General features: G+C 69.3%; 13 protein-coding genes and 1 pseudogene. 9 read left to right on the top strand and 5 right to left on the bottom strand.

From position 1 onward, the window contains the following. The coding region (locus V6M46_RS19020; protein WP_332668013.1) for a hypothetical protein at window positions 1-452 on the top strand (452 nt) is incomplete at its 5' end. On the opposite strand, the gene V6M46_RS19015 is transcribed toward V6M46_RS19020, so the two are convergent. The 4 genes from V6M46_RS19015 to V6M46_RS19000 all read right to left on the bottom strand — a co-directional run bounded on the left by V6M46_RS19015 (window position 453) and on the right by V6M46_RS19000 (window position 4703). Beyond that, on the bottom strand, window positions 453-878 hold the full coding sequence (locus tag V6M46_RS19015; RefSeq protein ID WP_332668012.1) for a DUF2149 domain-containing protein: 426 nt from the start codon (window positions 876-878) through the stop codon (window positions 453-455). After that, window positions 875-1609, bottom strand: a complete 735-nt coding sequence (locus V6M46_RS19010; RefSeq protein WP_332668010.1) for a MotA/TolQ/ExbB proton channel family protein — start codon at window positions 1607-1609, stop codon at window positions 875-877. Before V6M46_RS19010 ends, V6M46_RS19015 begins: the two co-directional genes overlap by 4 nt. Window positions 1610-1765: 156 nt before the next feature. Then, window positions 1766-3049 carry a PKD domain-containing protein gene (locus V6M46_RS19005; RefSeq protein ID WP_332668008.1) on the bottom strand — a complete coding sequence of 428 codons (1284 nt, stop codon included), beginning with the start codon at window positions 3047-3049 and terminating at the stop codon, window positions 1766-1768. 115 nt (window positions 3050-3164) lie between these two features. Further along, window positions 3165-4703, bottom strand: coding sequence for a dolichyl-phosphate-mannose--protein mannosyltransferase (locus V6M46_RS19000; RefSeq protein WP_332668006.1), 1539 nt, complete (start codon window positions 4701-4703; stop codon window positions 3165-3167). A 157-nt stretch (window positions 4704-4860) separates the two neighbouring features. Here V6M46_RS19000 and rsmI point away from each other — a divergent pair, with 157 nt between their 5' ends. The 8 genes from rsmI (at window position 4861) to V6M46_RS18960 (ending at window position 12124) form a co-directional block, all read left to right on the top strand. Continuing rightward, complete coding sequence (gene rsmI / locus V6M46_RS18995; RefSeq protein WP_332668003.1) at window positions 4861-5688, top strand: 16S rRNA (cytidine(1402)-2'-O)-methyltransferase; 828 nt, start codon at window positions 4861-4863, stop codon at window positions 5686-5688. Between the two features lie 32 nt (window positions 5689-5720). After that, window positions 5721-7301: a methionine--tRNA ligase gene (gene metG / locus V6M46_RS18990; protein ID WP_332668001.1), complete on the top strand. Its 1581-nt coding sequence runs from the start codon at window positions 5721-5723 to the stop codon at window positions 7299-7301. Next, a complete protein-coding gene (locus V6M46_RS18985; protein ID WP_332668000.1) occupies window positions 7298-8167 on the top strand; it encodes a TatD family hydrolase in 870 nt (289 codons plus the stop codon). Before metG ends, V6M46_RS18985 begins: the two co-directional genes overlap by 4 nt. A gap of 61 nt (window positions 8168-8228) precedes the next feature. After that, window positions 8229-9353 carry a transglycosylase family protein gene (locus V6M46_RS18980; RefSeq protein WP_332667998.1) on the top strand — a complete coding sequence of 375 codons (1125 nt, stop codon included), beginning with the start codon at window positions 8229-8231 and terminating at the stop codon, window positions 9351-9353. Next, entirely contained in the window at window positions 9350-10222 is an 873-nt protein-coding gene (gene rsmA / locus V6M46_RS18975) for a 16S rRNA (adenine(1518)-N(6)/adenine(1519)-N(6))-dimethyltransferase RsmA (RefSeq protein WP_332668015.1), read from the top strand. Before V6M46_RS18980 ends, rsmA begins: the two co-directional genes overlap by 4 nt. 60 nt (window positions 10223-10282) lie before the next feature. Further along, entirely contained in the window at window positions 10283-10756 is a 474-nt protein-coding gene (locus V6M46_RS18970) for a nucleoside deaminase (RefSeq protein ID WP_332667996.1), read from the top strand. A 90-nt stretch (window positions 10757-10846) separates the two neighbouring features. Continuing rightward, on the top strand, window positions 10847-11143 hold the full coding sequence (locus V6M46_RS18965) for a putative quinol monooxygenase (RefSeq protein ID WP_332667994.1): 297 nt from the start codon (window positions 10847-10849) through the stop codon (window positions 11141-11143). Between the two features lie 60 nt (window positions 11144-11203). Continuing rightward, window positions 11204-12124, top strand: a complete 921-nt coding sequence (locus V6M46_RS18960) for a 4-(cytidine 5'-diphospho)-2-C-methyl-D-erythritol kinase (protein WP_332667992.1) — start codon at window positions 11204-11206, stop codon at window positions 12122-12124. A gap of 54 nt (window positions 12125-12178) precedes the next feature. Here V6M46_RS18960 and V6M46_RS18955 read toward each other — a convergent pair. Then, window positions 12179-12712, bottom strand: a pseudogene (locus V6M46_RS18955) (ABC transporter ATP-binding protein); the annotation flags it as partial.

Genomic DNA, 12712 nt, shown 5'->3' with positions numbered 1-12712 from the left:
AGTTCAGCAACAAGCACGGGCTCGCCGAGCAGCTGGCGATGCGTGAGCTCGCCCGGTTCCTCGACGTCGTCCGCGAGCGCATGGCGGGGGAGACCACCCTGGTCAAGGGCATTCGGGCCGCCTGCGAAGGCGCCCTGCTCATGGGGGAGCAGAGCCTGCTGGTCCGCACGATCGTGACGTCGCTGCCCGAGGAGCAGGATGCTGACTTCCTGCAGATCCTGACGACGGAGTCCGGCGAGATCGTCGAGGCGGCCGTCATGGTCGTCAAGCAGTCCGTCGTCGAGCTCTACCCGCCGGTGCCGCTGACCGACGCCGAGCTCGAGGTCGCGGTGGAGGTCGTCGTACGCCTCGTGCTGTCGGCGATCACCCGCCCCTCGAAGCCTCCGCACGAAGCCGCCGCCGACATCGCCTGGATCACCGGCCTGGCCCTGAAGGGTGCCGAGGGCGCCTGACTACGGCGTCGGCGCGGGCACCGTCGGGACGTCCTGCGTCGGGGTGCTCGGGGTCGGGACTGTCGCGGACGGATCGGTAGGCGAAGGCGTCGGTGTCGCATCGGGCGCTGCGTCCTGCGTGACGTACACGAGGCGGCCGTCGGCGAGCCGGTAGACCGTGCCGACCGGCGTGCCGCGACCGACGGTCTTGGTGCCCTTGGACGGTACGTCCTTGACGGTCTCGCCGGGCTCGGAGGTCACCTCGCCCAGGGCCGGCTTGACCAGGCCCTCGTCGCTGACCGCGCCCTCGAGGCCGAGCGACGACAGCGCGGCGAGGAGGAACGCGACGGCGAGGACGATGCCGATGTCGAACATGTTGACCAGGCCGTCGAGCGGGTCGCCGGCATGGTCACGGCGGATGCGCGCCCGCGGCGTCACGTGGATCATGTCGTGGTCTCCGTCAGCGGCGGCAGATCGGCCTTGGGGGTCAGCGGCGCCGGATCGGGGAGCGCTGGCGTGATCCTGGTCGGGACCGGGTTGACCGCCGAGACGCCGGTGCCGTCGTCGGTGAGGATCGCGGCGATGTACTCGAGGTCGGAGAAGTCCTGGCCGTACAGCCGCTCGCGTACGAGCGTCAGGCCGAGCGCGATCACGCCGATCAGGATGCCGAGCACGGTGATCGAGAACGCGAGGCGCAGGTTCTCGGTCAGCGCGTCGACGTCGCCCCTGGCGAGGCCGTCGAGCGCGGGGGCGAGCGGGATCAGGGTGCCCATCAGGCCGAGAGCAGGGCCGACGCGCACCAGCAGGCGCGTGCGGGACAGCCGCCCCTGACGGGCGAAGTCGAAGTCGGCGAGCTCCTTGGCGATGCGGGTGTCGGCGCCGGGCTTGCCGGCTTCCTTGACGATGACGCTGAACGCCGCGCCGACCGCAGAGCTCCAGGCGACAGTCTGCAGGAGCGCGGACGCCTCGGTCGTACGCCCGGCGTCGACGGCCTCGCGCGCCGAGGCGCCCGAGCGGGCGAGGGCCGCGAACGTACGCCGGCGGCGCTTGACCAGCTCGACGATGAACATGCCAGTCTCGACCAGCACGGCCGCGAGCGCCAGCAGCGCCAGGATCACGACCGGCAGCTCCAGTGCCTCCGCAGCGTTGAAGATGATGTCGTAGATGCCATCGGTCATGCCGGGGCCTCCGTAGGAAAGTGACGGTACGGATGCCCCGGCATGACTGCTTGGACTGTTCGCTCGCTGCGCTCGCTCATGCCGGCGCCTCCGTAGGAAGGGCAGGGTACGGATGCCCCGGCATGGCTGCTTGGACTGTTCGCTCGCTGCGCTCGCTCATGCACGTCTCCTCAAGTGGGCCAGCTTGGTGGTGGCCCATCGTGTCTCGATCTCGGCGCCGAGTCCCAGCAGCAGGATGACGGCGAGGGCGCCGATCACCGCACCGCTGATCTTTCGGCTGGTGGACAGCTCACGTGCCTGGGTGGGCTGAGCCGTGGCCTGGGTGCCGGGGATGCTGTCGCCCTGCTCGGCGCCGGCTCCGGTCAGCACGAAGCCCTCGACCTGCTGCAGGCCGTCGTCGACCGGCGTGGTCGGCAGGTCATCCGTCGGCGGGGTGACGACCGACGGCGGGTTGGGTGCGTCGTTGGGGATGTAGGGCGGGATGTAGCCGGTGGCCCCGCCAAGGCCCCCGGTGCCCCCGCTGCCGCTTGTGCCGCCGGTGCCGCTGCTCGCCGGGGGCTTGGGCGGGTTGGCGACCTTCATGGTGACCGGCGCCGACCGGCCGTACGAACCGTTGGCGCCGCGCACCTGCACGAACACCGGGTAGGTGCCCTTCGTGGTGTAGCGGTGCGTCGGTTCCTTCTGGCTGGCGTGAAGGGTCGAGCCGTCGCCGAAGTCCCAGCGCCACTTGATGACGCGGGTGCCGGGATTCTCGGCGTACGTGGTCGTGAACGTCGTCGTGGCCTTGGTGTCGACCGAGGTGTCGCTCGCGCTGACGACCGGCTCGAGCAGCTTGCCGGTCGTGTGGATCGTCAGGGTCGCGCTCTCGCCCGGGTCGATGCGGAACTGGTCGGTCGAGTTGACGTCGTCCTCGCCGCGGAGCGGACGGATGTAGCCGATCTGCCCCGTGCTCGTGATGTAGAGCGCCGGCTGCAGGCTGTCGTCGAACGGGTAGTCCGGGTCTGCCGGGTCGCCGAAGTCCGGCTGGTCGAGGACGGTCGGCACGCCGGTGCCGTTGGACTCGGAGAACCTGACCTTCGTCAGCGGGTCCTGCTCGAATGCCGCCGACGCGAGCAGGTTGCGCAGCGGCAGCGCTTCGGCCGGTCGCGGTCGCTCCGAGAGCGTGCCGCCGGGGCCGCGGGTGTAGTAGGCGGGCTGGTCGACGAGCTGGGCCTGGTCCCACGCCGTGATCTCGCTGCTGGTGAAGTAGCGCTTCTCGAGGACCGTCGTCGTGCCGTCGGTCGTCGACACGACCTGGACGACGAGGCACGCCTCGCTCGGCAGGCAGGCCTCCGCCGCGTCAGCAGTCGAGGAGGTCGCGAGTGGGACGGCGAGCAACGTGAGCGCGGCAGCCAGCGCGGCGCGACGTCGCCGCCCCGGTGCGGACAGCAGCGTGCTCACGGATCCCCCTCCAGAGATAGTCCTCGACTACCAATTATGAAGTGCGAGAGGGTCTCGCGCCCGCCGATCGACCAGTTGCCCGTGCGAACATCCGGTGACGAGCCGGTGCCGAAGCCTAGATCCAGCGCTGGAACCACATGCGGTCGTGCCAGGTGTCGTACGGGATGATCTTGCCGGTCCAGATCGGGTGGAAGAACCAGAACGCCACCACGACGGCGGTGAGGAACAACCCGGCGAACAGCCCCACGACATAGCGGTGCCGCGGAGTCTCCGCGGCCCGGGCCAGCTCGTTGATGACGAGCGTGATCGCGATGATCGTGAACGGGATGATCGCCACGGCGTAGTAGGAGAAGATCGGCCGGTCCAGGCTGAGGAACCACGGCAGCCAGCTGACCAGCACCGCCACGACGGGCACGCCCCAGCGCCAGCTGCGCGTCACGACCCAGGCAGCGAGAGACGCGATGAGGGCCAGCGCGCCGGACCACCAGATGATCGGGTTGCCCAGGATCATCACCTCGCGCACGCATGACGAGCCGGCGGGTGCGCCGCAGTCCGTGATCGGGTACTCGCCCCGGTACTCGACGACGACGGGCCGCTCCAGCACGAGCCAGCCCGCGGGGTTGGACTCGTACGGATGGTGCTCCGCGGTGTTGAGCCCATGCGCCGAGAAGTCGTACGTCATCACGTGGAAGTGCCACAAGGACCGGAACGCGTCGCGCGTCTCGCCGAGGAAGCCCGTGGTCGGTTTGTCGACATATGCCCCCCACGGGGCCGAGTAGTCGCCGTATCCGCGACCGAACCTGGCCTCGTACACCTCGTGGTGGATCAGGAAGCCGGTCCAGGTGACGAGGTAGACCAGGCCGGCGACCACGACGATCGAGACGAACGCGGGCACGCCCACCCGCAGGATCGTGACGACCCAGCCGTTGCGCCTGACGGCGGGATCCTGGGAACGCTTGCGGGCCAGGACCTCCCAGAACACCGCGAGCACGCCGAAGGCCGCCAGGACGTACACGCCGTTCCACTTCGTGCCGCACGCCAGGCCGAAGCACACGCCGGCGAGCAGCTGCCACGGCCGCACGACCCGGTAGCGGACGAGCCGGTCACGGATCCAGTCGCGGTCGGCGACGAGGCATGCGACACCGCAGACCAGCCAGAACGCGAGGAAGACGTCGAGCAGGGCGATCCTGGACATCACGAAGTGCAGGCCGTCGAACGCCAGCAGCAGGCCCGCGAAACAGCCCATGACGGTCGAGCCGGTCATACGCCGGACCAGCCGGGCGAGCACCAGCACCGTCAGGGCGCCGATCACGACCGCGGCGATCCGCCAGCCGAAGGCGTCGAGCCCGAACACCGACTCGCCGAGCGCGATGAGCCACTTGCCGCCGTCGGGGTGCACGATCCACGACGGGTTGCCGGTCATCAGCCCCGTCGTATCGCCCTTGAGGATGTCCTTGTTGGCGTTCTCGACGAAGTCCTGGACATACCCGTGCTGGAGGAGCGACCACGCGTCCTTGGCGTAGTACGTCTCGTCGAACATCAGGATGCGGGGCTTCTCGACGTTCCACACCCGCAGCACGAAGGCGAGCAATGCGACGCAGATCGGGCCGATCCACCCCCACGCGCGGTCGGAGACCCTCGCCAGCAACGTCACCGGGCAAAGCCTAGGCGAGAGGCCGAGCATCTCCGTCTTGCGTGGTCTCGATACGCCCCCCGCCCCCCACTCGCAGAGCTCGTGGGGGGACCCCCAGCAGAGCTCGGTCGGCTACTCGACCGGCGAGGGGTCGGGGAGGGGCTGAGAGGATGGCGTCATGCTCATCCTCGCGGCGACGCCCATTGGCCAGGTCGCCGATGCCAGCGGCCGTCTCGGCGAAGCGCTGGCGACCGCGGACGTCGTGGCGGCCGAGGACACCAGGCGGCTCAAGCGCCTCGCCTCGGAGCTCGGTGTGGAGATCGGCGGCCGGGTCGTGTCGTACTTCGAGGGCAACGAGGAGCGCCGCACCCCGGAGCTCGCGGCGCTGCTGGCCGAGGGCTCGACGGTGGTCCTGGTGACCGACGCCGGTATGCCCAGCGTGTCCGATCCGGGCTATCGGCTGGTCGTCGCGGCGATCGCTGCCGGCGTCGCCGTGACCTCGATCCCGGGCCCGTCGGCGGTGCTGACCGCGCTCGCGGTGTCGGGCCTGCCGGTCGACCGGTTCTGCTTCGAGGGGTTCCTGCCACGCAAGGCGGGGGAGCGTACACGCGCGCTGACCGAGCTCGTCGCCGAGCGGCGCACGATGGTGTTCTTCGAGTCGCCGCACCGCACCGAGGCATCGCTGCGGGCGATGGCCGAGGTGTTCGGCGCCGACCGCTCGGCAGCGGTGTGCCGCGAGCTCACCAAGACGTACGAGGAGGTGGCCCGCGGGAGCCTCGAGGAGCTCGTCGAGTGGGCCGCCGGCCAGGAGCAGGGCGTACGCGGTGAGGTCACGATCGTCGTCGGGGGAGCGTCACCGGACACCCGGACGTACGGGCCGGAGGACCTGCGCGAGCTCGTCACCGCCCGGCAGGCCGAGGGGCTGAGCCGCAAGGACGCGATCGAGCAGGTCGCGGGCGAGACCGGCGTACGCAAGAAGGATGTCTACGACGCCGCGCACGCGTAGGGCGCCGCGACAGCCCCACTAAGATCGAAGTCGTGTCCGACTCCACGTTCTACGTCACCACGCCGATCTACTACGTCAACGATGCCCCCCACATCGGGCACGGCTACACGACGGTCATGGGTGACATCATCACGCGCTGGCACCGGCAGCGCGGCGAGAGCGTCTGGTACCTGACGGGCACCGACGAGCACGGCCAGAAGGTCCTCCGCAAGGCCGACCAGAACGGCGTCTCGCCGCAGGACTGGGTCGACAAGCTCGTCGAGGAGGAGTGGAAGCCGCTCCTCGAGACGATCGACATCGCCAACGACGACTACATCCGTACGACCGAGCAGCGGCACGTCGACGGCGCCAAGGCGTTCTGGCAGGCGCTGCATGAGCGCGACGCCGTCTACAAGGGCAGCTTCTCGGGCTACTACAGCGTCGGCGCCGAGGAGTTCGTCGGCGACGACGACGTGGTCGACGGCGAGGGCGACGACGAGGGGTTCAAGGTCTCCAAGCTCGACGGCAGCCGGGTCGAGCACATGACCGAGGAGAACTACTTCTTCCGGCTCAGCGACTACCAGCAGAAGCTGCTCGACTTCTACGAGGCCAACCCGAATTTCATCCAGCCCGAGTCGGTGCGCAACGAGCTGATCTCGTTCGTGTCGCGCGGCCTGCGTGACCTGTCGATCTCGCGCTCGACGTTCGACTGGGGCATCCAGGTGCCGTGGGACGACAAGCACGTCATGTACGTCTGGATCGAGGCGCTGCTCAACTACGTGACGGCGGCCGGCTACGGCGTCGACGACGAGCGGTTCCAGGAGCTGTGGCCGGCCAACATCCACATCGTCGGCAAGGACATCGCCCGGTTCCACGCCGTGATCTGGCCAGCGATGCTGATGGCCGCGGGCCAGCCCGTGCCGCACCAGGTCTTCGCGCACGGCTGGATCCTCGTGGGCGGGCAGAAGATGTCCAAGTCCAAGGCCAACGGCATCCGGCCCGACGAGATCGTCGACACGTTCGGCTCCGACGCCTACCGCTACTACTTCGCCCGGGCCCTGACGTTCGGCAGCGACGGCTCGATCTCGTGGGAGGACATGCACGCCCGCTACCACGCGGAGCTCGCCAACGGCTTCGGCAACCTCGCGTCCCGCGTCGCCGCGATGATCGGCAAGTACTTCGACGGTTCGCTGCCGGCCGCCGGTGCGACGACGGCTGCCGAGCAGAAGGTCATCGACCTGGTTGCCGAGGCGGTCGCCGAGGCCGATGCGGCGATCGAGGCGGTCGCACCGCAGGACGCGTTGACCGCGGTGTGGCGCATCGTCGACGAGCTCAACGGCTACATCACCGAGCAGGCGCCGTGGAAGGTCGCCAAGGACGATCCGGACGGTGACCGCCTCGGCACGATCCTCAACACGACCGCCGAGGGCCTGCGAGTCCTCGCGGTGCTGCTCAACCCGGTGATGCCCAAGGCCTCGGCCGTGCTGTGGGACTCGCTGGGAGCCGAGCCGACCCTCGGCGCCCTCGCGGAGCAGCGCATCGACGGCGTCGCCGCGTGGGGCCAGCTGCCCGCAGGCGCGACGATCACCAAGCCCGCGTCGCTGTTCCCGCGCATCGAGGCCGCGGCCGAGTGACACTCACCGAAGGCTGGCCTGAGGCGCCGGAGCCGCTGCCGTCGCCGGTCGTCGACAACCACTGTCACCTCGACCACCGGGCATACGCCAAGGACGTCGAGGGCGGGCTGCTGATCCCGGTCGACGAGGCGCTCGACCGGGCGGCGGCCGTCGGCGTGACCCGCATCGTGCAGGTCGGCTGTGACCTCGAGGGCTCACGCTGGGCCGTCGAGACCGCCAAGACGTACGACTCGGTGATCGCCGCCGTCGCACTGCACCCCAACGAAGCGCCGCGGCACGCCGAGCAGGGCGACCTCGAGGAGGCGCTCGCCGAGATCAATGCCCTGGCGCAGTCGCCGTACGTACGCGCGGTCGGCGAGACGGGTCTCGACTACTTCCGGACGGGCGAGGCCGGCCGGGAGGCCCAGCACGCGTCGTTCCGTGAGCACATCCGCATGGCCAAGCGGCACGACAAGACCCTCGTGATCCACGACCGCGACGCGCACGACGACGTGCTGGCGGTGCTCGACGACGAGGGCGTGCCCCAACGCGTCGTCATGCACTGTTTCTCCGGCGACGCCGACTTCGCGCGCGAGTGCCTCGACCGCGGGGCCTACCTGTCGTTCGCCGGCACCGTAACCTTCAAGAACGCTGAGAACCTCCGCGATGCACTTCGTGTCACGCCGTCTCACCGTATCCTTGTCGAGACCGATGCGCCTTTCCTCACACCCATGCCGCACCGCGGGAGCCCGAACGCTTCGTTCCTGATCCCGCTCACGGTGCGGTTCATGGCTGAAATTGCAGGCAAATCGGTCGAAGATTTGTGCCGGGCCATCAATGCGAACACGGTTTCTGCATTCGGTGGTGACTGGCCTCACAGGATTTGACCTAGGAAAGGGCGCCCGTATGGTTGAAAGTCGGCCCCGTCACCGACTGTCAAGGAATTCTGTGCAGCCAGACTCAACCGCCCCTCGCACGTCCGCCTCCGGAAAGCGTCGTCATCGCAAGTCATTTGCCCTCATTGCCCTCAACATCGCGATCGTCCTGGTCGTCGGGGGCGGCACTGCGGCATACGGCGCGCTCAGCCACACGGTCACGCTGACCGTCGACGGCAAGAGCGACAAGATCCGCACCTTCGGCGACAGCGTCTCGGACGTCCTCAAGTCCAAGAACGTCACGGTCCGTCCCGCCGACCGGCTCAGCATGCCGAAGTCCGCGTCGATCTCCGACGGTGACGAGATCACCCTCTCGTACGCCAAGCCCGTCACCCTTGCGGTCGACGGCGAGGTCAGCGAGCACACGGTCTACGACCGTACGGTCGGCGATGCGTTCGAGACCCTCGGCGTCGAGCCCAAGGCCGGGGCGTACCTGTCGGCCAAGGCCTCCAGCGTCATCCCGCGCAAGGGCGCGCAGCTCGTCGTGAGCAGCTCCAAGTCGCTCACCGTGATCGCGGACAAGAAGAAGCGGACCATCACCTCCAACGCCCCGACCGTCGCCGGCGTCCTCGCGAAGGCCGACATCACGGTCGACTCCGACGACGAGGTCAAGCCGGGCAAGGACGCCTTCGTCAAGCCCGACGCCGAGCTGCGCGTCGTGCGGATCGAGAAGGTCACCAAGACCGAGACGGTGCCAGTCGCCTTCAAGACCACGGTCCGTGAGGATCCCGACGCCGCGCTCGGCGAGACCAAGGTCATCCGTCCCGGCAAGAAGGGCAAGGCCAGCGAGAAGGTCACGCTGATCTACGCCGACGGCAAGCTGCGTGAGCGCATCGTCCTGGTCTCGCGGTCGCTGGCCGAGCCCCGCCCGGCGATCGTTGAGAAGGGCACCAGCACGACCCCGTCGGACAGCGTCTGGGACAAGATCGCCGAGTGCGAGTCCGGTGGCAACTGGTCGATCAACACCGGCAACGGCTACTACGGCGGGCTGCAGTTCAGCCTGGCGACGTGGCAGAGCGTCGGCGGCACCGGCCTGCCCAGCGATGCGAGTCGCGAGGAGCAGATCAAGCGCGCCGAGATCCTCCAGGCCCGTGCGGGCTGGGGCCAGTGGGGCTGCGCCCATGCGAGGTTCGACTGACGCACTCAACCCCTGCCAGGCCCGGCAGGCTGCTCGGACCCGCTGACGTCCGACGCCTGGCCGAGTCCTGCGGCATCCGCCCGACCAAGCAACGTGGGCAGAACTTTGTCATCGACGCCAACACCGTTCGTCGCATCGTGCGCACGTCCGGTGTCGGCGTCGATGACGTCGTCGTGGAGATCGGCCCCGGCCTCGGGTCGCTGACCCTCGGGCTGCTCGAGGTGGCCTCGCACGTGACCGCCGTCGAGCTCGACGAGGTCCTGGCCGGGCAGCTGCCGGCGACGATCGCGGAGTACGCCCCCGACCGGGCGTCGCACTTCGACCTCGTCACGGCCGACGCGATGCAGGTGACCGAGCTGCCCGGGCCGACGCCCACGGCGCTCGTGGCCAACCTGCCCTACAACGTGTCGGTGCCGGTGCTGCTGACGTTCTTCGAACGGTTCCCCTCGATCAGGACGGGCCTGGTCATGGTGCAGGCCGAGGTCGCGCACCGGCTCGCGGCCGGGCCGGGCTCCAAGACGTACGGGGTGCCGAGCGTCAAGGCGGCCTGGTACGCCGAGCTGCGGCTCTCCGGATCGATCGGACGCAACGTGTTCTGGCCGATGCCGAACGTCGAGTCGGCGCTCGTCGCGTGGACCCGGCGCGAGCCACCGGGCGACGAGGCACAGCGCCTGCGTACGTTCGCGGTCGTCGACGCCGCGTTCGCCCAGCGTCGCAAGACCATGCGCGCCGCGCTGTCCGAGCTCGCGGGCTCCGGGCCGGCCGCCGAGGAGGCCCTCATCGCTGCGGGCATCTCGCCGCAGGCCCGTGGCGAGCAGCTCGGCGTCGAGGAGTTCTTCCGCCTCGGCCAGTTCCTCACCCCTGTCTGAGCCCGTCTGCGTCCCTGCTTCGGCCACGCGATCGGTGCGGGTCGGCTAGCGTCGGATGGCATGACGAACACCGACGACACCTGGCTGGCCCAGGCGATCGAGCTCGCCGTCCACAACGTCACTGCCGGCGGCGGACCGTTCGGCGCGCTGATCGTGCGTGACGGTGAGATCGTCGCGACGGGCCAAAACCGGGTCACCCGAGACCTCGACCCGACGGCGCACGCCGAGGTCCAGGCGATCCGCAACGCGTGCCAGGCGACCGGGGACTTCCGGCTCGCCGGGATGACGCTCTACACGTCGTGCGAGCCGTGCCCCCTATGCATCTCGGCGTCCCTGTGGGCGCGGCTCGATCGCGTGGTCTACGCCGCCGATCGCGACGATGCGGCCCGCGGCGGGTTCGACGACCGGGAGTTCTACGAGCTGTTCGCCCGTGACCGCTCGACCTGGCCGACCCGGATCGACGAGCTGCGGCCGGCCGACGCCCGTGCGCCGTTCGACGCCTGGCTCGCCCACGCGGACCGCACGGCGTACTGAGCCCGCCGTCAACTGGCCTGATCGAGCCATGGCCATCCGCGGATCTGCGACCTACCGTCTCCCTTAGACACGTCTGCAAAGGAGCAGGTCATGGCATTCATCCAGATCATCGAAGGACACTCGAACCGCGCCGATGAGATGAAGGCGCTCGTCGAGGATCTCGAGGCACGTACGGAGGGGCGATCCACAGTTCGCCGGTCGATTCGTACGCAGGACCGCGACGACCCGAGCCGCTTCATGGTCATCGTCTTCTTCGACTCGTACGAGTCGGCGATGGAGAACTCGAACCTTCCCGAGACCGACGAGTTCTCGAAGAAGATGGCCGAGCTCCTGGACGGCCCGCCGACGTTCTACAACCTCGACGTCGTCGAGGACCAGACGTACTAGCGCACCGGCGAGTTCGCCCCTCCGCCCGCGGAGCACGTGCTCGGCCACTAGGTTGAACGGGTGACCACAGCCACCGCCCGCGTCCCCGCGAAGATCAATCTGTGCCTCGGCGTCGGCCCGGTCCGTGATGATGGTTTCCACCCGCTGGCCACGGTCTACCAGGCCGTCGACCTGCACGACGAGGTGCGGGCCACCGCTCGCGACGACGAGCAGATCACGGTCGCGGTGCACAGCGAGCTCGACGTGCGCGCCGAGTCCGCGCTGGTGCCCGAGGACGATGACAACCTCGCGGTGCGGGCGGCTCGCCTGCTGCGCGAGGTGACCGGGACGACGGCCGGCGTCGACCTCGCGATCCGCAAGGTCATCCCGGTCGCGGGCGGCATGGCCGGCGGTTCCGCCGATGCCGCCGCGGCGCTCGTCGCGTGCAACGACGCCTGGGCGACCGGCCTGTCGCGTGCGGAGCTCGAGCAGATCGCGGCGCAGCTCGGCAGCGACGTGCCGTTCCTGCTGCACGGCGGCAACGCGATCGGCGGCGGCCGCGGCGAGACGATCAGCCCGGTGCTGGCGCGCGGGTCGTACCACTGGGTGTTCGCCATGGCGTACGAAGGGCTGTCGACCAAGGCGGTCTACGCCGAGTTCGACCGGCTCAACGAGAGGTCACGGGTGCAGGACCCGGTCGTGCCGGATGCCCTGCTCGCCGCTCTGCGCGCTGGTGATGCCGAGGCGCTCGGCGACGCGCTGTCGAACGACCTGACCGAAGCGGCGCTGTCACTGCGTCCCGAGCTCCAGGACACCCTCGAGATCGGCATCGAGGCCGGGGCGCTGGGCGCGATCCTGTCGGGTTCTGGTCCCACCGCGATGTTCCTGGCCTCCGACGAGCAGCACAGCCTCGACATCGCGTTCGCCCTCAGCAGCGCCTCCGGATGCGCCGACGTCGTCCAGTCCCGCGGGCCCGTCCCCGGCGCCCGCATCATGTCCTAGGTCCCTTGCGTCATAAGAAGTGAGGTCCAGGACCCACCGTTCTTATGACGCAACTCAGCTCTCGACGAGCTCGGTGAGCTCGAGCCAGCGGTGCTCGTGCTCCTCGACCTGCTTCTCGAGGTCGGCGGCGGCCTTGACGAGGGCGGCGAGGCCGGCGGCATCGGTCGGATCGTGCTGCGCCATCTCGACGTGCAACGCGTCGATGCGCGCCGACAGCTTCTCCATCTTGCGGTCGATCGAGCCGATCTCCTTCTTGGTGTTGCGGAGCTCGGCGCTCGACAGCTTCGGCGCGGACGCCGTGTGCCCGGCCGTCGAGGGGTTGGACGCCGCAGGGGAGTCCTGCTCCTTGCGGAGGCGGAGGTACTGGTCGACGCCACCGGGCAGGTGCCGGAAGTGGCCGTCGAGGATCGCGTACTGCTGATCCGTTATCCGCTCCAGCAGGTAACGGTCGTGCGAGACGACCAGCAGCGTGCCGGGCCACGAGTCGAGCAGGTCCTCCATCGCCGCCAGCATGTCGGTGTCGAGGTCGTTGGTCGGCTCGTCGAGCACCAGGACGTTGGGCTCGTCGAGCAGGATCAGCAACAGCTG

The organism is Aeromicrobium sp. (assembly GCF_036676885.1).
GTDB lineage: Bacteria > Actinomycetota > Actinomycetes > Propionibacteriales > Nocardioidaceae > Aeromicrobium.
Note: the sequence above shows the minus strand (reverse complement) of the source record. Positions and strands in the feature narration are given on the sequence as shown.